Here is a 25,569-nt window from a genome sequence, read left to right on the forward strand (position 1 = left end):
ACGACGGGATCAGTGGTTATAAGGACGTTTCAGGTTGCAGTCGCGATTCAGCTCGACGCCGAAGCCCGGTTTATCCAGCACGCTTTTATGAATGCGCCCGTTTACCGGCACCGGCTCGTCAACCAGAATCGGGTCAAACTGTGGACGCATCGTTGAGCAGTCCGGACTGGTCATCAGAAACTCGCTGAACGGCGTGTTGGTAAAGGTAATAACTGCGTGGTGCGAATAGACCGACGAGCCGTGCGGCACCACCAGTTGGCCGCGCGATTTGGCGATCGCCGCAATTTCCACCAGCGTGGTCAGGCCGCCGCACCAGCCCACGTCAGGCTGCATAATATCGATGCCGGTTTCCGACAGCGTGCGGAAAGATTGCAGCGTGCCGTGGTGCTCGCCGCTGGTGACCATCATGCCGGCTGGCGCATTGCGTTTCAGCTCGCGGTAGCCTTCGTACTGCTGCGGCGGCAGGCACTCTTCGATCCACTTAAGGTTAGACGGCGCGCAGGCGTGGGCCAGTTTAGTGGCGTAGTTAACGTCCTGGCTCATCCAGCAGTCCAGCATCAGCCAGAAGTCCGGTCCGCATTTTTCGCGCATATCGGCCACCATCGCGGCATCTTTGCGGATCCCCGCGTCGCCATCGTGCGGCCCCCAGTGGGTCGGCATTTTGCCGCCAATAAAGCCCATCTCTTTTGCCAGGTCCGGACGTGCCCCGGTGGCGTAGAACTGAATTTCATCGCGCACCGCGCCGCCCAGCAGTTTGTAAACCGGCAGCCCAACCACTTTGCCGAATAGATCCCACAGCGCCAGGTCAACGCAGGAGATGGTATTCATCACCAGGCCGCCAGATCCGGAGTAGTAAAGGGTGGCGTTGAGCATCTGGTCATGAATCAGTTTGATATCGCTGACGCACTTACCTTCGATAAAGCGGTTCAGATGTTTTTCCACGATAAAGCAGCCCATCTCGCCCGCGGTCGACACCGCAAAACCGGTCTGCCCGTTTTCGGCTTCCACTTCAACGATCAGCGTGCCGAGAACGTTGATGCCAAACGACTGGCGGGACTGTTCATACTGTTTATATTTGCTCATCGGCGTGGCGATATGATCGTCAATCCAGTGATTTGCCCCCTGGTCATGATAATCGCCGCCGCCAGCGCCTTTCTCTGCGGTAGCGCCGCCGATAAACCAGGCGCGGACGTGTTTAATTTTCGGTAGGGTCATGATCTTCTCCTTATTATGAGGCTTGTTGTTCGAAGGGGCTCTTCCACCCCAGCAGACGGGAAATATCTTTGGCGCAGGCAATCGCCCTACCGGCGAGGTAATCGCGATTGTCTTCATTGATTTGCAGACGAGTACCCACCACGGAAATGGCGGCGGTCAGCTCGTTATTGGCGTTAAACACCGGCGCGGCCACGCAACGAACGTCGGGATAGTCTTCGCCGTTATCGAAGCTCCAGCCGCGGGCGCGAATACGCCCCAGCTCATCACGAAGCTGCTGGGCGCTGGTGATAGTGGTTGGCGTCGCCCGTTCCCACCGCAGCTCGCTGATAATCGACTCCTGAACCCGCTCGGGCTGCCAGGCCAGCAGGCATTTACCGATACCGGAGCGATACAGCGACAGGCTCTTACCCTCATGCGAGCGCACGCTGATGGTGGCCGGGGACTCAATCTTCAGAATGTAGTAGGCGTTGCCGCTGTCGATAATGCCCAGGTGGCAGAGCAGCCCGCACTGATCCATCAGTTGCGTCAGGCGTGGACGCGCCAGCTCGCGCAGGTCCATTTTGCTCAGCGCCTGCCCGGCTAGCTCAACCAGCTTGGTCCACAGGCAGTAGTTATCCTGATTATCCATGCTGAGGAAGCGCTGTTTTTTCAGCTCTCCCAGCAGCAGATAGGCGGTACTTTTCGGAATACCCAGTTCGTCAATAATGGTCGCCGCGCTGCAGGGACCGATGCGGGCGATCAAATTGAGAATATCAATGGCGCGGGTCAGCGCCGGGACTTTGCTTGATTCCAACATACTGGACTCCAATCCTGAATACTGGAATCAGTGTTGCGGTTGTCAGGCGGATAAATTGTGAGCGGCTTCAAATGACGACGCTATTCCAGCAGGGTGGACGTTCGGAGGGATAAAAATGCGAGGTAGTGCACAGAATATTTAAAAGCAAGTACAGCTGGCTGGACTCAGCCCGCGTCGGGAAGGACTCCCGACGCGGAGGATTTTTTACACCGAGAGAGATTCGACGACGTTAATCCAGCCGTGCTCGCCAGCCACCGGCTGGCCGTTTAGCCAACGGCGCAGCATGTTCAGGGCCATCATCGCGCATACCTCCTGACGCACCTGGACGCTGTGGCGGCTGGTGGTGAATTTCACCCGCAGCGCGTGGGTGCCGTCCGGCGTGGAAAGCGCAAAATTCAGGTGATCGCTCTCCTGGCCGCTGACCGCCAGCGCCAGGCCGGCAAAATGTTTCTCGCGCCGCTCCGCCGCCCAACGCGCGGACTGCGCCAGGGTCTCTTCCTGCGAAGGAATGACTTCGCTGGCCAACAGCGGCGCATTGACGCGTGAAAGCTGTAACGCCAGCAGGCCGCCGGTAAACTGCTCGCTCAGCGTCAGGCTTAGCTGACGCTCCTGCAGACGACGGGCGATCTGCGCGGGCAGGCCTTCGGTGCCTTCGAAAATCATGCTCTCTCCGGCCACTTTCTGCACTTCCGGCCACAGCGCCAGCATCGCCTCGCGCTGTTCAGCGGGTCCGGTCAGCTTCAGTTCAATAATCGGCATCGAGGAGCGATACCCCATCACCACGCCCGGCGGCAGCTGCAGATGATCGAGGCTCTGCGCCAGTTCGCTTTCGGAACGGCCGAAGGTGGTCAAACGCAGACACAGCGGCGCAGCAGGCAGCGGGAAACGTTCGCGCAGGCGCGGTAAAATTTCCTGCTCGACCATCACCTTAAATTCAGAAGGCACGCCGGGGGTAAAAAACATCAGGCAGCGGTTTAGCTGCACGGCAAAACCGCAGGCGGTTCCAACCGGGTTATCGATCATCTCGGCGCTTTGCGGAATTTCCGCCTGTTTACGATTGCTGGCGGCCATGGGCCTTCCACGCTCAGCAAAGAAACGGGTCATGGTTTCCAGCCACGCTTCGTGCAAAATCAACCCTTCGCCTTTGGCCGTCGCGGCGGCCAGCGCGCTCAGGTCGTCGCTGGTCGGCCCCAGACCGCCGTTGACGATCAGCACATCGGCATGCTCGCTACGCTCGCGTAAAATCGCCACCAGGGAGTCGAGATCGTCACCAACGGTATGGCGACGCTTTAAGGGTAATCCTTGATTAAAAAAGAAATCCGCCAGCCACGCGGCATTGGTATCGATGATTTGCCCATGCAGCACTTCATCGCCGGTGGACAGCATTTCCACGTTTAACATTGTGAACTCCAGCCTGATAAGTAGAAATACTATATCGCAAAGCGGCTGGCGAAAAAGCCTGAAAATCAGGCGCGGCGGAATACCGCGCCGAAGAGATTAGAAGCTGGCGTTGACGCCGACGTACGGACCGTCCGCGACTGCGTTATCGCGGTTGCCGTCTTTACCCGCCAGGTTGAGGTAGCGGTAGCCGGCTTCGATGCTCAGAGGACGCATAATGGTAAAGCGCGCGCCGGCATTGGCTTCCTGATAGCTGTCGATGCCGCTGGAGAGTGAATCCGGAGAGTAATAGTATTCGCCGAACAGACGGAAGCTGTCGCCGATTTTCCACTGCAGACCGCCGCCAACCGCCGCCGCGTAGCCCTCATCGCCGTTGTTTGGATTGGTGTAAACGCCTTTGCCGCCCACGGTGGCCAGGAATGGCCCGAGGGGGATGTTCAGGCCCAATCCCAGACCCGCCGCATCGCCGTCGTCATCATTGTGCAGCCAGTTGCCGGTTACCGCCAGGCCGGTCGATTCGGTGCCGAATCCAACGCCAAGATTGGTGTAGTGCTCACCGGCCTGCCCGCTGACGCTGATCGCATTTGCCGCCGTCGAGACGAACATCATGCCAGCGAGGGCCATAAATATGCTTTTTTTCATTTTTATCTATCCAGAAAAATAATAATAAGAAAATCCCAAAAAACCGCGAAATTGTACTGCCGAATGCTAAGGAATCAATGAACTAAAGCGACGTTTGCCATTGTGATTGTAACCAGTTGCTACCGGGATTTTGCCAACGGCTCCGGGTATCAATTCGATAGCCAGAGCCAGATTGTCCGTGCTGGCTATTTATTCTACAAAGTGTGCTCAGCTTATTTCTTTCCTTCAGGGAGATGAATAAGTTACATAAAACTTTGTCAGGAGATAAAGATGAGCAAGAAAGGACTAACCACCGGCGCCGGCGCGCCGGTCGTCGATAATAATAATGTCGTCACTGCAGGTCCTCGCGGCCCGATGCTGCTGCAGGATGTCTGGTTTCTGGAAAAACTGGCCCACTTTGACCGTGAGGTAATCCCGGAACGCCGAATGCACGCTAAAGGCTCCGGCGCTTACGGTAAACTGACTATCACCCACGATATCACCCGCTATACGCGCGCAAAACTGTTCGCCGAAATAGGTAAAACCACCGATCTGTTCCTGCGCTTCTCAACCGTCGCCGGAGAACGCGGTGCCGCTGACGCCGAGCGCGATATCCGCGGCTTCTCTATCAAGTTCTATACCGAAGAGGGCAACTGGGATCTGGTGGGCAACAATACGCCCATTTTTTACCTTCGCGACCCGCTGAAATTTCCCGACCTTAACCACGTTGTCAAACGCGACCCGCGGACCAACCTGCGTAATCCGACCTGGAAATGGGATTTTTTCTCCCTGCTTCCCGAAACGCTGCACCAGTTAACCATCGACTTTAGCGACCGCGGCATCCCGCGCTCATATCGCCATATGCACGGTTTCGGCAGCCACGCGTTCAGCTTTATCAACGCTGAAAATGAACGTTTTTGGGTGAAATTCCACTTCAAATCCCAGCAGGGGATCGCCAACCTGATGGATGATGAAGCGAAACGCCTGGTGGCAGAAGATCGCGAGAGTTCGCAGCGCGATCTCTATGAGTCGATTGAGAGAGGCGATTTCCCGCGCTGGACCTTCTACGTGCAGATAATGCCGGAAGCAGAAGCCAGCCGGGTCCCTTACAACCCCTTCGATCTGACCAAAATCTGGCCGCACGGCGATTATCCGCTGATTGAAGTCGGGGTACTGGAACTTAACCGCAACCCGGATAACTACTTCGCTGAGGTTGAGCAGGTCGCGATGAATCCAGCGAACGTGGTGCCTGGCGTGGGCTTCTCTCCGGACCGGATGCTACAGGGACGGCTGTTTTCCTACGGCGATACCCAGCGCTATCGTCTGGGCATTAACCATCATCAAATTCCGGTCAATGCGCCGCGCTGCCCGTTCCATAACTATCACCGCGACGGCGCGATGCGCGTTGATGGCAATAGCGGCAACGGCGTCACCTATGAGCCCAACAGTTTTGGCGTGTTTCAGGAACAACCGGACTTTAGCGAGCCGCCTTTAAGCCTTGAAGGCGCGGCGGCGCACTGGGATCACCGGGAAGATAGCGACTACTTTAGCCAGCCGCGCAGGCTGTTTGAGCTATTAAGCGAAGATGAGCATCAGCGTATGTTTCAGCGTATCGCCAATGATATGCGGGATATCCCTGACTTTATTCAGCAGCGACAAATTGGCCTGTTCAGCGAAGTCCACCCCGACTACGGCGCAGGTGTTGCAGCGGCGTTGCAGCTCTTAAAGCACGGAGAATAAGTACTGATGGCAGCCCTTAAGGCTGCCATTTTGCGCTATCTGTTCCATGATGGCCCCTGACCCAATACCCTGCGCTTACCCTAACACCGCTCATCTTCGCCGCGCGTTTTCGCTTGCGGTTTGCCGGGGCGGCTCGCAAACTGGGCCTTCCCGTTAGTATCCCTGTCATCATTAAGGAGAAATCATGCGTCAAAGGACTATCGTCTGTCCGCTCATTCAACATGAAGGCCACTACCTGCTGTGCAAAATGGCCGACGATCGTGGCGTATTTCCCGGCCAGTGGGCGATCTCCGGCGGCGGCGTCGAGCCGGGCGAACGCATTGAAGAGGCGCTGCGGCGAGAAATTCGTGAAGAGCTGGGCGAAAAACTGCAGCTGACCGACATCACTCCGTGGACCTTTAGCGACGACGTCCGGGTTAAAACTTACGCCGATGGCCACCGGGAAGAGATTTATATGATTTACCTGATCTTCGACTGCATCAGCGCCAATCGCGACGTGACAATCAACGAAGAGTTCCAGGACTACGCCTGGGTGAAAGCCGAAGATCTTCCCCACTATGATTTGAACGTGGCGACCCGCAGGACCCTCACCCTGAAAGGCTTACTCTGAAAAAGCGCGCAAAAAGCGCAGCCTGACCTTCAGCCCGCCCAGCGTTTCGCTGCGCAGCAGTTGCGGATGGCTGCGGTGCAGGCGCGCAATATCGCTGACCAGCGCCAGGCCAAGCCCGGCGCCGGGGTTATCACCCACGTTTTCCAGACGATGGAACGGCATGAGTGCCTGCTGAATCTGCGCATCATCGATACCCGGCCCGCTGTCTTCGACGTCCAGCAATACCGCCTCTCCGTCACGATGCAGGCTGACGGTGACGATACCGCCCTGCGGCGTATAGCGAATCGCGTTATCCAGCAGATTCGCGCACAGCTCGCTCAACAGCACGCCATCGCCGGCGATGGTCACCGTCGAGGGTTCGCCCTCATAGCCGAGATCGATAGCCTTGCTCCGCGCCTGCTGAAGACGCGAAAAGCAGCTATTGTGGACAATCTCATACAGGTCCACCGGCGGAAACGCGTGTTCGCCCTGCTCTTTACGTTTGATGGTGGCCAGCTGCAGCAGGCGTTCAGTGAGCAGAATCGTACTGTCAAGCGTGCCGCTCATCGCCTCCAGGCTCTCTCGCCACAGCCGGGGATCGCCGCTCGCCAGCGCCACTGAGGCCTGCGTTTTCAACACCGCTAACGGCGTTTTGAGCTGATGAGACGCGTCGGCGCTAAACCGTTCCTGGCGGGAGATCATCACCCGTAACCGGTCGATATAGCGGTTAAAGGCCACGATCAGCAGACGGGTTTCCGACCACGGCAGCAGCTCCGGCAGCGGCGTCAGCAGGCCGGGTTCACGCCGCACCATCAGCGCCGAAAGCCGACGCATTGGCCGTAGCACGCGGCGCAGCAACCAGCCAGCGAGCACCAGCGTCAATAGCACTAATAGCCCCTGCGAGATCCATGATGAAAACAGCAGCTGCCCCGCCAGCCATCGCCGCGACTGCAGCGTTTCGGCGATATAGATTTCCGCCATTCCGACAACGCCGCCTTCGTTAACTGGCTGCAGCAGCCGCGCCACGCGGATGGCCTGACCGCGATACTCGGTATGATAAAACCACGCCAGCGCCGGATAGAGCTCGGTACGAGAGGTTGAGGGCGGCATCGATGGCAGGTCGTCAAAACCGGAAATCACCCGTCTCTCGGGATCGAGAACTTTATAGTACAGGCGATCGTTCATATTGAGTTCGAAGCTATCGAGCACCACCCAGGGAACATTCACTTCCAGCCTGCCGTGGCGTACCACCAGGCGCTCCGCCACCGTGCGGGCAGAGGAGAGCAGCGTACGATCGTAAGCCTGGGTCGCCGCCTGCAGGGCGCTGACGTAGCTATTAAACGCCGACAGCCCCCACAGCAAAACCAGCGGCAGGCCGAGAAACAGCAGCAGTTGGGAGAATAACGACTGCGGTTTACCCCATCTCATGAGCGAGCTCCAGCACGTAGCCCAGGCCGCGCAGGGTCACGATACGCACGTTGCTCTCCTGAAGTTTCTTACGCAGACGATGGATATATAGCTCGATGCTTTCCGGGCTGACATCATCGTTCAGGCTGAAAACCTGTTCAAATAGCTGCTGGCGCGACACCGGCCGCGTACGGCGAAACATTAGCACCGTCAGCAGCGCCTGCTCGCGCGGCGTCAATGACAGCGTTTGTCCGCAGAGTAAAAAATAGCCTTCATCGCGATATTCCAGAGAGCCGATCTGTTGCACCTCATGCACCTGGCCTTCGCTACGCCGCAGCAGCGCGCGCAGCCTGGCATCCAGCTCTTCGAGCTCAAAAGGTTTTGGTAAATAGTCATCGGCGCCGACGTTCAGCCCTTTAACCCGATCCGCCACCGCGCTGCGGGCGGTTAACAGCAGGACGGGAAGGGTCTGCCCGCGCTTTCGCAAGCGCTGCACCACCTCCAGGCCGTCGAGTCCCGGCATGCCGATATCCAGCACCGCCAGCGCATATTTTTCGCTTTGCAGCAGATGATCGGCCGCCCGGCCATCAAATACGCAGTCCACGGCAAACCCGCCCTGCACCAGCGCTTTCTCCAGCCAGTGAGCCAGCTCACGGTTATCTTCTGCCAGTAAGAGACGCATATCACATCCTGAAAAGTTGCTGCTGCATTGAAAGGGAAATGAAAGGTAATTGTTTTAACAATCACGCAACCGAATAGCCACATGCCGGTTCACATAATTAAAAAAACGTCCCCTGTATCTGACTGAGGAAGCTTATGAATATGCCATTCCTGCGCCGTGCTAGCGCCATTGCATTATGCCTTTTAACCGCCTCTGCCCTGGCCGCCGAGGCGCCTTCCCGTACCGAATGTATCGCGCCCGCCAAGCCCGGCGGCGGCTTCGATCTCACCTGCAAGCTGATCCAGGTCAGCCTGATGGAAACCGGCGCCATCGAAAAACCGATGCGCGTCACCTACATGCCCGGCGGCGTAGGGGCAGTGGCCTACAACGCGATCGTCGCCCAGCGCCCCGGCGAACCCGGTACCGTAGTCGCTTTCTCCGGCGGCTCGCTGCTCAACCTGGCGCAGGGTAAGTTTGGCCGCTACGGCGTGGATGATGTGCGCTGGCTGGCCAGCGTCGGCACCGATTACGGCATGATCGCCGTCCGCGCCGACTCGCCGTGGAAAGACCTGCCGTCGTTTATGGCGGCGATGGAAAAAAATCCCGCCAGTATCGTCATCGGCGCTGGCGCCTCAATCGGTAGCCAGGACTGGATGAAAGCGGCGCTGCTGGCGCAAAAAGCGAACGTCGATCCACACAAAATGCGCTACGTGGCCTTTGAGGGCGGCGGCGAACCGGTCACCGCGCTGCTGGGCAATCACGTGCAGGCGGTTTCCGGCGATCTCAGCGAAATGGTGCCTTATCTCCAGGGCAATAAAATCCGCGTGCTGGCGGTGTTCGCTAACGAAAGGCTACCGGGCGCGCTCGCCGATGTCCCCACCGCCAAAGAGCAGGGCTACGACCTGGTCTGGCCGATTATTCGCGGCTTCTTCGTAGGTCCGAAAGTCAGCGACGCCGACTATCAGTGGTGGGTGGATGAGTTCACGAAATTGCAGCAGACCGACGCGTTCAAAAAGCAGCGCGAGCTGCGCGGCCTGTTTGAATTCAACATGAACGGTAAGGAACTGGACGCCTATGTCAAAAAACAGGTGGAAGCGTATCGCCTGCAGGCGAAATCCTTTGGCCTGGCCAAATAATTTGCGGAGGTTGCGATGAGCGATCGTATTTTTGCCGGAGTGTGGCTGCTGCTCTGCGCGGGTGGAATGTTTATCGCCTGGCAAATTCACAGCGAATACGCCTATGAGCCTGTCGGCCCACGTCCTTTCCCGGTCGGCATTATCGGCCTGATGCTGGTGTGCTCTGTCTTGCTGCTTCTGCGTCGGCCCGACGCTATCACGTGGCCCGGGCGCCGGGTTTTACAACGTCTATTAACTATGGTGGTGGCGCTGGGGATCTATGCGTGGGGTTTTGAGTGGCTGGGTTTTCCTCTGGCCACCGCGCTGCTGACCGCCGTGTTTGGCCTGCTGTTTGGCGCCACGCTGCCCGCTGCCGGGGTAGCCGGCGTCGCGATGGGCATCGCGCTGTGGTACGTCTTTGACGCCCTGCTTGATGTCACCCTGCCGCTCGGCATCTGGTTGAGTTAACGGAGAAGGTTATGGATATCTGGATTTATTTATCACAGGGCTTCGCCGTTGCCATGACGCCGGGCAACCTGACCATCGCGCTAATTGGCTGCTTTGTGGGCACTATCGTCGGTCTCCTGCCGGGTCTGGGCCCGATTAACGGTGTCGCGATCTTACTGCCGCTGGCCTTTGCTCTGCACCTGCCCGCGGAATCAGCGTTAATCCTGCTGGCTACGGTCTATATTGGTTGTGAATACGGCGGACGCATTTCGTCTATCCTGCTTAACGTCCCCGGTGATGCCGCCGCCATTATGACCGCTCTCGACGGTTATCCGATGGCGCAGCAGGGACGTGGCGGCGTAGCGCTGTCGATCTCTGCCGTGAGCTCCTTTGTTGGTTCAATGATCGCTATCGGCGGGATCATCCTGTTCGCGCCGGTGCTGGCGCAGTGGTCGCTGGCGTTCGGTCCGGCAGAATATTTCGCCCTGATGATTTTTGCCATCGCCTGCCTTGGTAGCATGATGGCGGAAAATCCGCTGAAGTCGTTTCTCGCCGCGTTAATCGGTTTGGGGCTGGCGACGGTAGGCGTTGATGCCAATACCGGCGTGTACCGCTTCACTTTCGACAGCGTTCATCTTTCCGATGGCGTGCAGTTTATCGTGGTGGTGATCGGGCTCTTTTCGGTTTCGGAGATTTTGCTGATGCTGGAAAGCACCAGCGGCGGGCAGAAGCTGGTACGGAAAACCGGACGCATGCTGTTTAACGCCAAAGAGGCGGGCCAGTGCGTGGGCGCGACCCTGCGCTCATCGGTGGTGGGTTTCTTTGTCGGCATTCTGCCGGGCGCAGGGGCGACCATTGCCAGCGCTATCACCTATATGACCGAGAAAAAGCTCAGCGGCAATAGCGACACCTTCGGGAAGGGCGATATTCGCGGCGTCGCGGCGCCGGAAGCAGCGAACAACGCCTCCGCCTGCGGCTCGTTTATTCCGATGCTCACGCTCGGCGTTCCCGGCTCCGGGACCACCGCGGTGATGATGGGCGCCCTGACCCTCTACAACATCACGCCGGGACCGGCGATGTTTACCGAACAGCCGGATATCGTCTGGGGGTTAATTGCCGCGCTGCTGATCGCCAACGTGATGCTGCTGATTATGAACATTCCGCTGATCGGCCTGTTCACCCGCATGCTGACGATACCGCTATGGTTTCTGGCCCCGGCTATCGCCGCCGTGTCCGCGGTCGGCGTCTACGCCGTACACAGCACCACCTTCGACCTGCTGTTGATGGTTGGGCTGGGCGTGCTGGGCTACATTATGCGTAAGATGCACTTCCCGATGTCGCCGCTGATCTTAGGGTTTGTGCTGGGAGAGATGCTGGAGCAGAACCTGCGCCGCGCGCTGTCCATCAGCAATGGCAACGTGGCGATTCTGTGGCAAAGCGGCGTGACGAAAACGCTTCTGTTTCTGGCCATCGCGGTGATTGTTGTCCCCCCGCTGCTGCGGTACTGGCGCAAACGTCAGCTTAATACGCAGGGCGATCTGCCCTCCTCCTGATGCTCAACGTCATTGGCGGTCGCTCAGCGCCGCCAATGACGGTATACGTTGAATTTCCACCACATCTGCCTGATAGTTATCGTTTTAACTTTCTGGTGATCCGTTATGACCGTCGCCGCATCCCGTTCGGGGTTAACATTCGCCGCGCTGGCGCTGGCCCTGATTCTTGTTTACACCGGTATCAGCGCGGGGGATAAGCTTACCTGGCTGATGGAAGTCACGCCGGTGATCATCATCGTTCCGCTTTTGCTGGCCACGCGCTCGCGCTATCCGCTGACGCCGCTGCTTTACACGCTGATTTTCTTCCATGCCATCATTTTGATGGTCGGCGGCATGTACACCTATGCGAAAGTGCCCATCGGTTTTGACGTACAGGCATGGCTGGGACTGAGCCGTAACCCCTATGACAAGCTGGGGCACTTTTTCCAGGGACTGGTGCCGGCGCTGGCGGCGCGGGAGATTCTGCTGCGCGGTGGCTACGTTCACGGGCGGAAAATGCTCGGTTTCTTGGTCTGCTGTATTGCGCTGGCGATTAGCGCCGTCTATGAACTGATCGAATGGTGGGCGGCGCTGGCGCTGGGACAGGGCGCAGAGGAGTTTCTCGGCACCCAGGGCGATCCCTGGGATACCCAGTCGGATATGTTTTGCGCCCTGCTCGGCGCGCTGACCACCGTTTTTGCGCTGGGCCGCTGGCATACGAAGCAGCTACTGAACGTCCAGCGCGTCTGAGCCGGGTATGGCCTGCTGGTTGACCCAGTCACGTAGCGCCCGGCGGGAAATTTTAATGCCGCCGGTTTTCAGCGATTCAGGCAACCGCAGCCAGCGCACCGGCAGCTGAAAGCGCGCCAGCTTATCGGCGCACCAGCACGCCAGCGCGGACGGGTCGTAATGCTCGCCGCACTCCACCACCGCCACCGGCCGCTGGCCAAACTCCGCGTCATCCTGCGGCACGATAAAAATCTGCTGGATCCAAGGGTGAGCGCCAATGACCCGCTCCACCTCTTCCGGTTGAATGCCCTCCCCGCCGCTGAAAAAGAGATTATCCATTCTTCCGAGAATGGTCAGATTGCCGTTATCAAGCCTGCCGCGATCGCGGGTAGCAAACCAGCCGTGTTCATTAACCAGTGGAACTATTTGCTCATCGCGCCAGTAGCCTTCAGCCATGCTGTCCGACCGCAGCCAGACCTCACCGTCGACAATCCGCAGTTCGCGCCCCGGCAGTGGCCGCCCGACGTCCGCCAGGCCGTCCGCCTCCTTGGCGCATACCGTCGAGGCAAACTCGGTTAGCCCGTAGCCGCACCAGCAGCGGATACCGCGCTGACCGGCCTGCTCGGTTAGCGCCACCGGAATCGCCGCGCCGCCGAGCAGAACCGCTTTTAACGACACCCTGGCGTCGCCGTTAAGCAGACGCCAAAGCTGAGTCGGTACCAGGGAGGCGTGGGTACAACCGCGTAAAGCGTGTTCCAGCGGCTGCTTGTCGCGTACCGTCAGGCCTGCGCCAGCAAACAGCCAGCGCCAGAGAATACCCTGGCCGGAAACGTGAAACAGCGGCAGCGACAGCAGCCAGTCGTCCTGCTGCGCAAAGGGTATCATCGCCAGCACGCCTTCTGCGCTGGCAAGATGGGCGCGAAAAGCGTGCACCGCCGCTTTCGGTAGTCCCGTCGACCCCGAGGTTAGCGTCATGGACGCGATACGATCTTCTCGCCAGTCGACCGCGTGGACGCCGTCGCCGGCGTGCAACGCTAATGGATTAAGCGCCGCCGGAAGGTCGCCGCCGTTTAGCACCAGCGCGTGGCGCAGACCCAAAGACGGCAGCAGTTCCGCCAGCTGAGGAGCCGGCAACTGAGGATTCAGCGGCAGGACGCGCGCGCCGCACTGCAGGAGGGCCAGCCACGCCAGCAGAGCATCGGGCTGGTTGTAAGCACGAAGCAGCACGCCATCGCCGTCGCGAACGCCCCGGGCGTGAAATCCCGCCGCCAGCGCATCAATTTGCGCGCACAGCTCCCGCCAGCTTAGCCGCCGCTCGTTCAGGCGCAGCGCCTGAGCCTCTTCCCGCAGCCGCCGCCAGTGGCGCCAGGGCCAGTCGCTAAAGGTCACAGCAGCGGCTCCAGGTCATCAACGTTCAGACACGGCAGATCGCTTTCCGGCCAACGGCGCACCAGTTGGGCACGCATCAGGCTCAGGGTGTCCAGACCGGGTATCGTGTTTGGGGTCAGCCAGGCGGCGATTCGCGCCAGTTGCGTCAGGCCAAGGCTCGACTCAATGGATGAGCTGATGACCGCCGTCAGCCCCAGCGCATGCGCCTGCGCCACCTGCTGCCGCACTTTTTGCAGGCTGCCGGTCAACGTCGGTTTAATCACTACCGCCCGCAGCCCCGGCTCGGCGGCAAAGCTAAAGTCCGCCTCGCGCAGGCTCTCATCCCAGGCAATAGCGATACCCGTTTCTTTCGCAAAAGCGCGTGAATCGTCGCGGTTTTTACAGGGTTCTTCGAGAAAGGCGATGCGGCTGCGATAGTGCGGATTAACATATTTAGCGAACTGCTGCGCTTTCAGCGGCGTCCAGGCGCGGTTAGCGTCGAGGCGCAGCGTCAGATCGGGAATCGCCTCCAGCAGTAGATTGACCACCATGCCGTCGCGCACCGCCTCATACAGGCCGACTTTGACCTTGGCGACCTTCTCGCCGGGCATCAGCGAAAGCCTGGCGAACAGCTCGTCCGGGTCGCCGGAACAGAGCGGCGCCGCGCGATAATCCGCCGTCTGCGGCAGCTCGCCGCACAGTTCCGCCAACGCGCAGCTCGCGCCGAAAGCCGCTGACGGCAGGGTCGGCAGCGCGCCGCCCTCGCCATCGCGCCAGGCGCTTGCCCACGCCAACAGCACCGTCTCCGCCTCATCCAGCGTTTCCAGGCTGAATCCCGGCAGGGGAGAAATTTCCCCCCAGCCTTCGCGCTCGCCGTCGCGCAGGCGCAGAAGCAAACCATCGCGGGTTTTTAACCGCCGTTCACGCAGCACCACTCCCGCATCCATCGGTAGCTGCCAGCGGTAGACCTGCGCCTGCCGCATTACGGATTCCGTTTAAATTTGCTGAAGTCCGGCTGACGCTTCTGATTGAAAGCGTTGCGCCCTTCCTGACCCTCTTCGGTCATGTAAAACAGCATGGTGGCGTTACCCGCCAGCTCCTGCAGTCCCGCCTGACCGTCGCAGTCGGCGTTCAGCGCCGCCTTCAGGCAGCGCAGCGCCATCGGGCTGTTTTGCAGCATTTCCCGGCACCAGCGCACGGTCTCTTTTTCCAGATCCGCCAGCGGCACCACGGTATTGACCAGACCCATATCCAGCGCCTGCTGCGCGTCGTACTGGCGGCACAGGAACCAGATCTCACGGGCTTTTTTCTGCCCGACGATGCGCGCCATATAGGAGGCGCCCCAGCCGCCGTCGAAAGAGCCGACTTTTGGGCCGGTCTGACCAAAGATAGCGTTTTCCGCCGCGATGGTCAGATCGCACATCATATGCAGGACGTGGCCACCGCCGATGGAATAACCCGCAACCATCGCCACCACCGGTTTCGGGCAGGTGCGGATCTGACGCTGGAAATCGAGAACGTTAAGGTGATGAACGCCGGAATCATCCTGATAGCCGCCGTAGTCGCCGCGGACCTTCTGATCGCCGCCGGCGCAAAACGCTTTATCGCCTTCACCGGTCAGCACGATGACGCCGATATTGTCGTCATAGCGGGCATCCGCCAGCGCCTGAATCATCTCTTTGACGGTCAGCGGACGAAATGCGTTGCGTACCTGTGGGCGGTTGATGGTGATTTTGGCAATCCCGTCCGCCGATTTTTGGTAACGAATGTCGGTGTAGCCTTCGGAGCAGTCCTGCCATTCAATCGGGGCGTAAAGCATTGCTTCATCAAGAGAGATCATAAAGTGTCCTTCAGTTAACTCGCTAAAAACTGCGCCAGACAAGCTACGACTGCACCGGGGTTTTCCCGATGCGCGTTGTGTCCGGCATGATTAATCACGTGCGTGGTGGCCGATAGCTCATCGGCGATGGCGCGAAACTTGCTGTCGCGTTCGCCGCAAAGGTAGTGAAAAGGGAACTCGCGCGCCCGTAACGCCTCGCGCAGATCGGGCTGTTCAGCCAGCGAACTGGCCTGCAGCATTGCCGCCAGCGTACCGCCGTTATTGCGGCTGCGTAGCGCAATCAGCGCCGCCCGCTGCGCTGCATCAAGGGAAGCAAAGACCGGTTGCTGATACCAGTCGGCAAACACCTGGGTCAGCGGCTCGCGGCGAAAGCGTTCCGCCCAGGCGGCATCGTTGCGACGGCGCAACAAGCGTTGGTTTTCATCCGCTAACCCCGGATGCCCTCCCTCAACAACCAGCCCGCAGAGCCCTTCGCGCGGCTGGCAGGCAAAGTACATTGCCACCCGTCCGCCGAGGGAGTAACCCACCAGCCAGTACTTAAGTATGTTGTAACTATTAAGCGTTTTCTCAATAAGATGACTAACCTCGGCCAGGCTGTTTGCCGCAATTTTCGCTGAACCGCCGTGGCCCGGCAGGTCAATATAGAGACGCGAATACGCGCCGAACGCCTGCCCGACCGTCAGCCATTCGCGACAATCGCCAGAAAAACCGTGCAAAAAGACCAGCCAGGGATGGCCCGGCTGGCCGCGTTCGGCCAGCGCGTGGAGGATCATAGCTGACTCACCTGGGCCAGCAGCCGCTGCAAAGTTTGCGTACCGTCGGTTTCGTTGACCACCAGCTCAATCAGCGTCGCGCCGGGGGCTCGCCAGGCAACGTCCAGCGCCTGTTCCAGTTCATTCCAGTCCGCAGGGCGATGATAAGTCAGATCGAACATCGCCGCCGCGTGCGCGAAATGGATATTCTGCGGCATCAGATAGAACTGGCTTCGCTGCTCCTGCGGCGTGGGCAGTAGGGAAAAAATCTGCCCGCCGTTATTGTTGACGACAATCAGCACCATCGGCGCTGAAGCCTGACGCAGTAGCGCCAGCGAGTTGAGATCGTAAAGCGCCGACAGATCGCCGACGATAGCCAGCGTAGGGCGCGCGCTGGCGCGCTGCACCCCGGCCGCCGTCGCCAGTAGGCCGTCGATTCCGCTGGCCCCGCGATTGCTGTAGACCGGGTAACCTGCCGGTAGCTGCGACAGCGCGTCAATTAAACGTACCGCCAGGCTGTTGCCGACAAACAGCTGGCCCTGATCCGGCAGATAGCGCCGGATTCGCTGCGCCAGCTGGGCCTCGCCGAACGCCTCGCTGCTGGCGACCGCCGCCTGCCAGGCCTGGCGCGCCAGTTCAGGAATAATGACGGCCCACGGCTGGCGTTTTTCCGCCGGGTGCAGCTCAAGCCAGCGGTCGATGGCGCAGACCAGGCGACGACCACGATGCTGGGCAGGATCCAGACGCCCCGGTAGGTTGTCCACCAGCCAGTATTCTTCGGGTTCGCAGGTGGCCTGCCACTGCAAAACGCGCTTGCTGGTCAGGCTGCTGCCCAGTTGGACAATGATTTGCGCCTGCGCCAGTTCGCTGACCGCGTTTCCGTTGCCGAGCCACAGATCGGCGCAGGGAAGCGGCTGCCCGGTTTGCGAGAGCACATCGCCAATCAGCGGCCAGCCGAGCGTTTTCGCCCACTCGGCAACCTTTACGCCCTCTTCCGCGCTCATCCGCCCGGCGACCACTACGCCGCGTTTTTGGCGCCAGAAAAACCAGTCGCGCTGCTTTTCGCTCGAGGTCTGCAGAGACTGGCGCAGCCAGGGCTTATCGCTCTGCCACCAGTCGCCAAGCTGCCGCTGCCACTCGGCGCCGTTGTCGTCCATATCGCCGTACAGCGGTTCGGCAAACGGACAGTTAATATGAACGGCGCCGCCATGCAGCGCGCCGAGCGCCTGGTCGAGGGTCGAGACCAGCCAGCGGGAGGAGATATCCTGCGACGGGCGCGGAAGGGATATTGTGTGCGACGGATGCGAGGCGAACATGCCCGGCTGGCGTATGGCCTGATTCGCCCCGCAGTCGATCAGCTCCGGCGGCCGGTCGGCGGTCAGCAAAATGAGTTTTTCGCCGGTCAGCCCGGCTTCAATCAGCGCCGGATAGAGGTTGGCCGTCGCGGTACCGGAGGTCACAATCACCGCCACCGGCTGGCCGCTGGCTTTCGCCAGTCCTAGCGCCAGATGGCCAAGACCGCGTTCGTCAAAGTGGGTATGGTGAATAAACGCGCGGTTTTCCGCCGCCGCCAGGGTTAAAGGCGTCGAGCGCGATCCGGGCGCAATGCAGATGTGCTGCACGCCGTGGCGCGTCAAAGCTTCAAGGATCACCGCCGCCCAGCGTCGGTTAAATGCGCTTACTGACATGAATTTGTCCAGTATCAAATATTGAGGCTAAGTATAGATAAAGCAGACTGTTGCCGTTTTGATATGCATCGTTTTATCTATGTTTCTGTAAGCAGTAACGAACGCAATCCTGCGGCTTTATTTTCAATTTCCTGCCACTCCTGCTCAGGGTCGGAGCCGCTGACGATCCCCGCCCCGGCGTACAGTCTGAGCGTATGGTTTTCGACTTTCGCCGAACGCAGAGAGACGCAAAATTCGCTTTGCGCCAGCGACAGATAGCCGGCGGAGCCTGCATACCAGCCGCGGGTAAAAAGCTCATGACGGCTGATAAAATCCAGCGCCACCTGGCGCGGCAAACCCGCGACCGCCGCCGTGGGCTGGAGCAGATGAAGACAGCGGGCATCATCGGGGTTGTCCAGCTCGGCCCATATGCAGCGCCGCAGATGCTGAACTTTACGCAAACGGACAATCTGCGGCGGCAGCACTTCCAGCGCGCGCGTCTCACCTTGCATCCGCTGACAGATATCCTCTACCACCAGCATATTTTCGCGCTGATTCTTATCGTCGCCCATCAGCCAGTTGCCCAAACGCTGGGCCTGCCGATCGTCCGCATCGCCGGCGACGGTTCCCGCCAGCGCTTCGGTACGTAATAGCGCGCCGCGCCGCCGCCACAGCCGTTCCGGCGTTGAACCCACGAATGCCTCTCTCGGGTTGAAGGCCATCAGGAAGTGGAAGCAGTTGAGGTTACTGCGGCGGCTGGCGGCCATAATCGATCCGGCGTTTAACGGCGCGGCGAAATGCAAATCGGTGGCGCGAGCCAGGACCACTTTGTCCATTTCCCCCGCCGCTATCGCCTGCGTCGCCTGCGTAATCAGCCCTCGCCACTGCGGATAAGCCGGGAAATGCTGTTCGCTAAGCAGAGAGGGCACCGCAGTAGGTTGCGCCTGTTTCGCCACCAGAGAATCGAGAAATTCACGCGCCGCGCGGGCATCGTCGCAAAGCGACGTCTCGCTGGATAGCGCCAGACGCAGCGTGGCGCTGCCGCCCAGGCGACGCCACTCCAGCCTCGGCAATAGCAGCAAACCCCGCTGAGGATGAAAGGCGTTAAGGCCGCAAATTCGCAGGTCATCACGCCCCTGCTGGCGCAAAAAAGCGTGCGCCAGCGTCAGGGAAGCAAAGGTTTTTACCGCCCCCAGCGCCGCCAGCTCTTCATCGCCGCTGCGCTGCTGCCAGTAGAACTGCGGCCACTGCCGCTGATGACCGCACCACAGCAGCGGATCAAAAGCGTCATTCAGCGCAAAGGGAACATCGAAAATTCGCGTGCCGGGCGATGGCGGGAACGCTTCATCCAGGCAGCGGTATAGGCTTTCCAGCGCGGTGGAAACAGACAGCACGCGAACCTCCACGGAGTAAAAACCCCACATTATACGGGGTACTACTGAGGAATAGCAGTACCCACGATGAGGGAGCGGTTTTTAATTCGCGCGACGGTCAGTGGGTGGCGATTTCGTACGCCATGCCGATATGGTCGATGCCGTCCTCGTCGTAAACCTCGGTCACCGGCACAAAACCGAAGCTGGCGTAGAATTTTTGCAGGTGCGCCTGGGCGCCAAGATAGATGGCCTTTTGCGGCCAGTGTTGACGGCAGCTGGCCAACGCCTGTTCCATCAACTGATAACCCAGCTTCTCGCCGCGCGCCGCCGGGCTGACAATCACCCGGCCAATCACTACCGGTTCAAACTCGTCATCGCTCTTGAGAATGCGCGCGTAGGCCACCAGTTCATCGCCGCGCCAGCCGAGAAGATGGCGGTTCTCTCCCACCAGATCATCGCCGTCGACGTCCTGATAGACGCAGGATTGTTCGACAACAAACACCGCACAGCGTAATTTCAGCACAGCATATAGCTGGGGGACGGTCAGTTCGGCGTGGTGAAGATCCTGCCATGTCATCATCTGCGGTTCCTTAGTTGGTATACTTTACTTTTTGACCCACGCCCTGAGGATACTGGACGATGGAATTACTTTTTTTGGGGACATCCGCTGGCGTGCCGACCCGTACGCGTAATATGACGTCGATAGTGCTGAATTTGCAACAGCCAACAATGGCGGAGATGTGGCTGTTCGACTGCGGAGAGGGAACTCAGCATCAGTTTCTGCGCACCGCCTGTCACCCCGGCAAACTGAACAAGATTTTTATCACCCACTTACATGGCGATCACCTTTTCGGCCTCCCCGGCCTGCTGTGCAGCCGCTCGATGCAGGGCAATACTCTGCCGCTGACGCTGTACGGGCCAAAGGGGCTTAAAGAGTTTGTGGAAACCGCGCTGCGCCTGAGCGGTTCCTGGACCGATTACCCGTTGGCTATCGTCGAAGTCGAGCCGGGGCTGGTGCTTGATGAAGCTGGCTTTCGGGTTACCGCCTGGCCGTTAAACCATCCGGTCGAATGCTACGGCTATCGTATCGAACAGCATGATAAGCCGGGTACCCTTGATGCCGCTCAGCTTATCGCCGAAGGCGTGCCCCCCGGTCCGTTGTTCCAGCGCTTAAAACAGGGGTTGACGGTTGAGCTGGAAGATGGACGTATGATTGACGGTAGACGCTATCTCGGCCCTACGACGCCGGGTAAGAAGCTGGCAATTTTCGGCGATACCGCCCCCTGCCCGGCGGCGCTGGAGCTGGCCCGCGGCGTGGATGTTATGGTCCATGAGGTGACGCTCGAACAGGCGATGGCGGAAAAAGCGAACAGCCGCGGGCATTCAACCAGCCAGCAAACCGCCGCGCTGGCGCACGACGCTGGCGTCGGTACCCTTATCGCCACGCATTTTAGTTCTCGCTATGACGCTGAAGGCTGCCAGCGTCTGCTGGCAGAATGCCAAGAGATATTCCCGTCTACCGTGCTGGCGGAAGATTTCATGGTCTATACCGTAGAATAAAAAAGAGGCGTAACGCGGCAGATAAAAAAGCCGCGAATGCGCCGCCAGCTACTCTTCAACGTAGCTGTTATAACGCAGGATAGATTTCAAATTCCGATAACCCAGGTAATCCTGGATAGAGTCGTCATCAATACCTTTTTTCCCCAGTTCATAGCCGCAGGCATGGCGCAGCATCCGCGGGTGAATATTTTGCTTTAGCTTCGCCAGCCCGCAGCACTCACGAATAATTTGATAGAAACGCTGGCGAGTCATCTGGTTTCCCCGGGAGGAGATAAACAGCAAATCATTATGAGCAGGATAACACTCTCTGGCCAGCAGCCAGCGCTGTAACGAGACAACCTCTTTTGGCTGTAAAGGGTGATAACCTGAGATACCGTGACGCGCTCGGCGGATATAAACCCTTTTCCGCGGTAGATCGATATCCTGCAAAGTCAGAGCGGTAATTTCATTAATTCGGCAACCGTGCAAAAAGCACATTTGGATCATGCAGCTATTTCTTTCCGGGTGAGCACAATAATGTGCGGCAAGTACCAGACGCTCAACATCCTTTACGCTCAGATATTCCGTATCTTCCTGCATACGCCATTCCTTTTCATCCATTTAGCTTATAAGGTTACTGATAGGTAAACGTCAGCTGTACGACAGACTCAAATTTACCCACCTTTGCACTACCCCGGGTTGAATATAAACGGGCAGCCAGCGGGAAAATACCTTTTCCGGTGCTTCCGTTGATAGCAATGCTCATCTGATCCTGATTTTTATAGGTTGTAGAATGATCGCTGCTGGTTATTTGCAGCGCGATATACTGCGCCGCGTCGCTGGCGGCCATATTGGCGAAATGTGTGGCATCGTCGTCGTCCGTCACACCATCAAATTTTACCGTGGCTTTCGTAGTCCCGGCCGGACAATTTTCGACATTCAGGTAAAAAGTTTTCCACTCAGAAGCGTTGCCGGGCGTTTGAAAGTCGATATTTGGAAGCGGGCCGAAATTCACCTCTTGATATTGCGTATCGGTACTTACGTCACAGGGGAGGTAATAAATATTGCCCTTAACATTCAAAGGGACCCCGCCCGAAGATGAAAAAACGGGTAGCAATAATACCAGCCATAGCGCCTTTTTCATTATTCACTCCTGCTATTCAATTTCTGCCTGAATGGTCGCCGTAGCGGTAAATCCACCTCCGCCGGGTAAATGCCCCGTGGTATTAATCGGATAGATTTTCATGGTCGTGTCCCCACTCTGGCTCGGGTAATTAAAACTGACCGGCAGCATCCCTGAAATAACGGGTATTTTGACGCCGGTAATATTTTCAATGCGCACCGCAATATCGCTATTGGTAGTCGCCAGCGCAGTGCTGTCGTGGGTATCGGCCGCGCCCTGGAATGAGAGCGCTATTTTTACCCCGGCGGAAATGTTGGTGCACGCCACCGTCATATTTACCGTGTGCGGGGTGAATCCTGTGGGCATCTGATTTATTGTTTTAAAGTGGTTGGCGGCAATATCGCCAAAATCAATGTTAATCGGTTGACCGGTATTTATCTCACACGATTGCGGAACCGTAACCGAACCGTTCATGGTGATTTGGGTCATCGGAGTAGCGCTATAGCTCCCCTTCTTTCGCGTCCCATAAACATTGAGGATTATCGTCGGGGGAATTGTCACCCGGCCAACAAACGGCCGGGTAAAATAGAGTGAAATATACCCTTTCGAACCGGTGTCAAAAATTGTACCTGTGGTATTACATGGGAATGAGTTAATGTAATTGTTACTCTTATCCAGTACCGGCGTCGGCACAAACTGGTTTAATTTTCCGGCGATATATAGCTCACTAGCGATTTCCAGGTATGGATTCAGACGATAATAATTTAAGCCATTTCGCGTTTGCGTTGCAGCAAGGCCAGGTATTGTCGTTTTAAAAAAAGTCGATGTATTAAGCGTGGTCGCATCACATTCACACCTCGCCTGATACGTTCCCCCGGTATTCCATTCATATACACGAAGAAACTCCATCCCTGCCTGGTTTTGCGAGGGATTAGTAAATGTTTCAGTAAAAGAAAAACTGTCCTGAAAAACACTCCCGCTATTCGTCTGACACCACCCGGATGTCGCCATCGCCTGCGGCGATATCGCCAGCGCCGTCAGGCCCGCTACTATTCCCCATGAAAATCGTTTCATTGTCTCTGCATCCTTTCGATTAACGGCAAAGCGCCTGGGCTACAATGATGCCGGTAAGTTGTTTTGCTGACGGCAGCGTATAGTGGATCTGGCAGCGTTCCTGCGTCCCGGCGCCCCACTTCGCGTTAAGAATGCCGTTAGATTCCAGCCCGGTCAGGTAGACCTGTCCGCCATCTCCAACGATAAAAGCCTGCTCAGATGACGCAGTCCCTGGGACGCTGACCATGGCGCCGAAAGGGAGAAGCTGTCCACTCTCCTGACGCACCGTCATCAGCACCCGATTACCCACGCTGGTGGCATAATTTGCGCGAACCACCGCCCCACGGGTAGGCACAACGGTCTGAGTCGCCAATTCGAGGTCGACATCATCCGGCATCGTCGTGGTATCGAGCGTCAGGATATTCTTACGATACGGCGAGGCGTAAGGTACAACGGTGTAGCCCCGCCAGTCGGTTCTGACCCCGGTCTGGCTATTCACGCCGACGCCCGCGGCGCCGGGCGCCTTGATTAACGCAACGGTTTCGCCGAAAGGCTGCCCCAGCGTCAGGCCGTTTTCATGCACCAGCGCTCCGCCGCGCAGGGCGTAGTTCAGACGATGGCTGTATTTATCATGGCTGTAGCCGCCGGTAATCTCAGCGTAGGTCGCCCGCCAGTCTGCGTTGAGGCTACCGCTCTCCCCTCTTCCCTGGCTGGTATAGCCTTCCTGTACGCTCCAGCTCAGGTTGTTACGCTCCAGCAAGGTGCCGGAGAGACCCAGGTTATTGCTGGTTGAGCCATTTTTGCTGCTGTTCAGGGAGTAGTTGGCATAAACCGGCTTCGGCAGCCATTCCCCCAGCGGCACGCTGATGCTCAGGGCGAAAAGGTGGTCTTCGTCATTACGCTTACCGGTGTTCTGGTCGGTAGTGTTGCGGTTATAGCTGTAGTTCATGCTATAGCTGATGCCGTGCCAGCTGTTGTTATATCCAACGCCAACGGACTCCATGGTGCGACCGCTGTTCCAGTAGTCTTCGCGGATATAGCTCAGCGACAGCGATCCCAACTCTTCGCCCAGGCTCTGGCTGACCGTGACCTCTCCCCGATTGCGCCGCCGTTCAATAGAAGGCGTGTAGGTGTCATCCCGATAGGTATCCAGCACTTCCTGCATATCCCAGAAACCGCTGGTCGCATAGCGATACCCTGCCAGACTCACGTTGGTTCCCAAACCAGGAAGGTCTTTGCTGTAACGGACACGTACCGACTGCCCGCTCTCTTTCTCTTTATCCTGTCTTGTCGACCAGGCCTGGATGATATCGGTCGAGACGGCGCCCAGTTCACCGAGGTTTTTCCCCATACCCAACGCCACCGACTGGTATTTGCTGCTAAACTGGCCGCCGCCGTAAAGGGTTAACCCCCAGGGCAAGCCGTAAATCGCCGTCGCCTGGCTGAGAGGCGTTTCGTCAATGCTGTTGTCGTAGGCGCGATATACGCCAGAGGTGACGCTATATTTCAGGCGCCCTTCGCGCTGCAGGACCGGGAGCGAAGCGTAAGGCACGATCAGATTCTGCTCGCTGCCATCCGCTTCTTTGATGGTGACGGCTAAATCACCGGAACCGCCGGTCGGGTACATATCGGTGATTTCAAAAGCGCCAGGCGCAACGTAGGTCTGGTAAATCTCATAGCCGTTCTGGCGAATAATGACCTGAGCATTAGTACGCGCAATCCCGCGAACGACGGGCGCATAGCCGCGCAGGCTTTCCGGCAGCATATCGTCATCGGAAGCCAGCATCGCCCCACGGAAGGGAACGCCCTCAAAAACATCGGCATCCGTGCTGCTATCGCCCAGCGTCATCACCCCCTGTAGCGCATTGATGCTGCGCTGCGCATAGGTATATACCGTGTCCCAACTATTATTGGATTCTCCACCGCTGCTGCTGCGCGCCCAGGTCGTGTAGTTCCGCAGACGCCACGGCCCGATGTTGATTCCGGGACGCAGGTTAACGTATTGGTTATCGCTGTCCGGCGTATCGTTCTGGCGTGACCAGTTATTTGCCCCGCTAAACGAGTAATTGAGCAGCAGCGCCGTCACTCCGTCATCCCACTGTTTCGGATCTACCCAGCCTCGGGCTGCGCTGGACACCGCCGCCTGAGGAAAGCTTAGTAGCAGGCGCTGCTGGCTGAAGCGAAAATCGGCTTTTGCCTGCGGTATAACGCTAATATCCGCGCAGTGGGGTGACTTGTGCCCTAATTCAGGAAATTGGACGACGCGCACGCCCCATGCGGCAAGCTCTTCTACCGTCAGGCAAGGCTGCAATTCCGTAGCTCCCGGGCCTTTGCTCTGCTGAAACGCCACATCGCGGGTATCCATAAAAACGTTGTTAAGATAAATATCTACCCGATAGGTGCCCGGCAGCTGCCCGCCCGCCTGCTCATAAGCGGATAAATCCCTGACGCCCGTATGGGGGCCATCCATTTCCAACAGTGCCGGGTTAAAAACATCCCGCGCCAGGACCTCATCACTCAGCGGTAGCAGCGCAACGGCCAGAGCGCCGGCTATCCGGTTAAGCCGCCATTTATTATGATTATTCTTCATTTTCTCTGGAACTC

General features: G+C 58.3%; 24 protein-coding genes. 7 read left to right on the top strand and 17 right to left on the bottom strand.

From position 1 onward, the window contains the following. Positions 1–9: 9 nt before the first annotated feature. From rhmD to KCG39_RS10435, 4 genes are all read right to left on the bottom strand, one after another. On the bottom strand, positions 10–1,215 hold the full coding sequence (rhmD, locus tag KCG39_RS10420; RefSeq protein WP_004123070.1) for an L-rhamnonate dehydratase: 1,206 nt from the start codon (positions 1,213–1,215) through the stop codon (positions 10–12). 13 nt (positions 1,216–1,228) lie between these two features. Beyond that, positions 1,229–2,011, bottom strand: coding sequence for an IclR family transcriptional regulator (locus KCG39_RS10425; RefSeq protein WP_004123072.1), 783 nt, complete (start codon positions 2,009–2,011; stop codon positions 1,229–1,231). 204 nt (positions 2,012–2,215) lie between these two features. After that, positions 2,216–3,412, bottom strand: coding sequence for a nicotinamide mononucleotide deamidase-related protein YfaY (locus KCG39_RS10430; RefSeq protein WP_049115592.1), 1,197 nt, complete (start codon positions 3,410–3,412; stop codon positions 2,216–2,218). Between the two features lie 96 nt (positions 3,413–3,508). Next, entirely contained in the window at positions 3,509–4,051 is a 543-nt protein-coding gene (locus KCG39_RS10435; protein ID WP_004123076.1) for a YfaZ family outer membrane protein, read from the bottom strand. A 270-nt stretch (positions 4,052–4,321) separates the two neighbouring features. Between KCG39_RS10435 and KCG39_RS10440 the strand changes: the two genes are divergently transcribed. Further along, positions 4,322–5,770 carry a catalase gene (locus KCG39_RS10440; protein ID WP_123829021.1) on the top strand — a complete coding sequence of 483 codons (1,449 nt, stop codon included), beginning with the start codon at positions 4,322–4,324 and terminating at the stop codon, positions 5,768–5,770. Between the two features lie 184 nt (positions 5,771–5,954). Beyond that, positions 5,955–6,380: a nucleoside triphosphatase NudI gene (gene nudI / locus KCG39_RS10445; RefSeq protein WP_049115596.1), complete on the top strand. Its 426-nt coding sequence runs from the start codon at positions 5,955–5,957 to the stop codon at positions 6,378–6,380. On the opposite strand, the gene KCG39_RS10450 is transcribed toward nudI, so the two are convergent. Continuing rightward, positions 6,372–7,787 (bottom strand): sensor histidine kinase, encoded by a 1,416-nt coding sequence (locus tag KCG39_RS10450; RefSeq protein ID WP_004123087.1) that lies wholly within the window; start codon positions 7,785–7,787, stop codon positions 6,372–6,374. The two genes, nudI and KCG39_RS10450, sit on opposite strands and share 9 nt — an antisense overlap. After that, positions 7,774–8,448, bottom strand: a complete 675-nt coding sequence (tctD, locus tag KCG39_RS10455) for a transcriptional regulator TctD (RefSeq protein WP_004123089.1) — start codon at positions 8,446–8,448, stop codon at positions 7,774–7,776. The genes KCG39_RS10450 and tctD overlap by 14 nt, the downstream gene beginning before the upstream one ends. Positions 8,449–8,588: 140 nt before the next feature. Here tctD and KCG39_RS10460 point away from each other — a divergent pair, with 140 nt between their 5' ends. The 4 genes from KCG39_RS10460 (at position 8,589) to KCG39_RS10475 (ending at position 12,271) form a co-directional block, all read left to right on the top strand. Next, positions 8,589–9,563: a Bug family tripartite tricarboxylate transporter substrate binding protein gene (locus KCG39_RS10460; protein ID WP_369894088.1), complete on the top strand. Its 975-nt coding sequence runs from the start codon at positions 8,589–8,591 to the stop codon at positions 9,561–9,563. Positions 9,564–9,578: 15 nt separating this feature from the next. Next, positions 9,579–10,010, top strand: coding sequence for a tripartite tricarboxylate transporter TctB family protein (locus tag KCG39_RS10465; RefSeq protein ID WP_004123092.1), 432 nt, complete (start codon positions 9,579–9,581; stop codon positions 10,008–10,010). Between the two features lie 11 nt (positions 10,011–10,021). Beyond that, complete coding sequence (locus KCG39_RS10470) at positions 10,022–11,542, top strand: tripartite tricarboxylate transporter permease (protein ID WP_004123094.1); 1,521 nt, start codon at positions 10,022–10,024, stop codon at positions 11,540–11,542. A 105-nt stretch (positions 11,543–11,647) separates the two neighbouring features. After that, entirely contained in the window at positions 11,648–12,271 is a 624-nt protein-coding gene (locus KCG39_RS10475) for a DUF2238 domain-containing protein (RefSeq protein ID WP_004123096.1), read from the top strand. Here the strand turns inward: KCG39_RS10475 and menE are convergent. From menE to KCG39_RS10510, 7 genes are all read right to left on the bottom strand, one after another. Beyond that, complete coding sequence (gene menE, locus KCG39_RS10480) at positions 12,248–13,639, bottom strand: o-succinylbenzoate--CoA ligase (RefSeq protein ID WP_049114238.1); 1,392 nt, start codon at positions 13,637–13,639, stop codon at positions 12,248–12,250. The two genes, KCG39_RS10475 and menE, sit on opposite strands and share 24 nt — an antisense overlap. Further along, complete coding sequence (gene menC / locus KCG39_RS10485) at positions 13,636–14,601, bottom strand: o-succinylbenzoate synthase (RefSeq protein ID WP_112165591.1); 966 nt, start codon at positions 14,599–14,601, stop codon at positions 13,636–13,638. Before menC ends, menE begins: the two co-directional genes overlap by 4 nt. Beyond that, complete coding sequence (gene menB / locus KCG39_RS10490) at positions 14,601–15,458, bottom strand: 1,4-dihydroxy-2-naphthoyl-CoA synthase (RefSeq protein WP_004123101.1); 858 nt, start codon at positions 15,456–15,458, stop codon at positions 14,601–14,603. The genes menC and menB overlap by 1 nt, the downstream gene beginning before the upstream one ends. 14 nt (positions 15,459–15,472) lie before the next feature. After that, positions 15,473–16,231, bottom strand: a complete 759-nt coding sequence (menH, locus tag KCG39_RS10495) for a 2-succinyl-6-hydroxy-2,4-cyclohexadiene-1-carboxylate synthase (protein ID WP_004123103.1) — start codon at positions 16,229–16,231, stop codon at positions 15,473–15,475. After that, entirely contained in the window at positions 16,228–17,898 is a 1,671-nt protein-coding gene (menD, locus tag KCG39_RS10500; protein WP_142468006.1) for a 2-succinyl-5-enolpyruvyl-6-hydroxy-3-cyclohexene-1-carboxylic-acid synthase, read from the bottom strand. Before menD ends, menH begins: the two co-directional genes overlap by 4 nt. Before the next feature lie 77 nt (positions 17,899–17,975). Beyond that, positions 17,976–19,271 (bottom strand): isochorismate synthase MenF, encoded by a 1,296-nt coding sequence (gene menF / locus KCG39_RS10505; protein ID WP_142468007.1) that lies wholly within the window; start codon positions 19,269–19,271, stop codon positions 17,976–17,978. 97 nt (positions 19,272–19,368) lie between these two features. Next, the gene (locus KCG39_RS10510; RefSeq protein WP_004123108.1) at positions 19,369–19,830 is read right to left on the bottom strand and encodes a GNAT family N-acetyltransferase; all 462 of its coding nucleotides are present in this window, start codon (positions 19,828–19,830) and stop codon (positions 19,369–19,371) included. A gap of 59 nt (positions 19,831–19,889) precedes the next feature. On the opposite strand from KCG39_RS10510, the gene rnz reads away from it, so the two are divergent. Further along, a complete protein-coding gene (gene rnz, locus KCG39_RS10515; RefSeq protein WP_049112318.1) occupies positions 19,890–20,810 on the top strand; it encodes a ribonuclease Z in 921 nt (306 codons plus the stop codon). A gap of 48 nt (positions 20,811–20,858) precedes the next feature. Here rnz and KCG39_RS10520 read toward each other — a convergent pair whose 3' ends face one another. The 4 genes from KCG39_RS10520 to KCG39_RS10535 are packed head-to-tail and all read right to left on the bottom strand — an operon-like array spanning position 20,859 to position 25,555. Beyond that, complete coding sequence (locus KCG39_RS10520) at positions 20,859–21,389, bottom strand: tyrosine-type recombinase/integrase (RefSeq protein ID WP_211811600.1); 531 nt, start codon at positions 21,387–21,389, stop codon at positions 20,859–20,861. A 34-nt stretch (positions 21,390–21,423) separates the two neighbouring features. Further along, positions 21,424–21,933 (bottom strand): fimbrial protein, encoded by a 510-nt coding sequence (locus KCG39_RS10525; protein WP_142468008.1) that lies wholly within the window; start codon positions 21,931–21,933, stop codon positions 21,424–21,426. A 12-nt stretch (positions 21,934–21,945) separates the two neighbouring features. After that, a complete protein-coding gene (locus tag KCG39_RS10530; protein WP_142468009.1) occupies positions 21,946–22,986 on the bottom strand; it encodes a fimbrial protein in 1,041 nt (346 codons plus the stop codon). Positions 22,987–23,005: 19 nt separating this feature from the next. Then, on the bottom strand, positions 23,006–25,555 hold the full coding sequence (locus KCG39_RS10535; protein WP_004123113.1) for a fimbria/pilus outer membrane usher protein: 2,550 nt from the start codon (positions 25,553–25,555) through the stop codon (positions 23,006–23,008). Between the last annotated feature and the right edge of the window lie 14 nt (positions 25,556–25,569).

The organism is Klebsiella pasteurii (genome assembly GCF_018139045.1).
In the GTDB taxonomy this organism is placed as follows: Bacteria; Pseudomonadota; Gammaproteobacteria; order Enterobacterales; family Enterobacteriaceae; genus Klebsiella; species Klebsiella grimontii.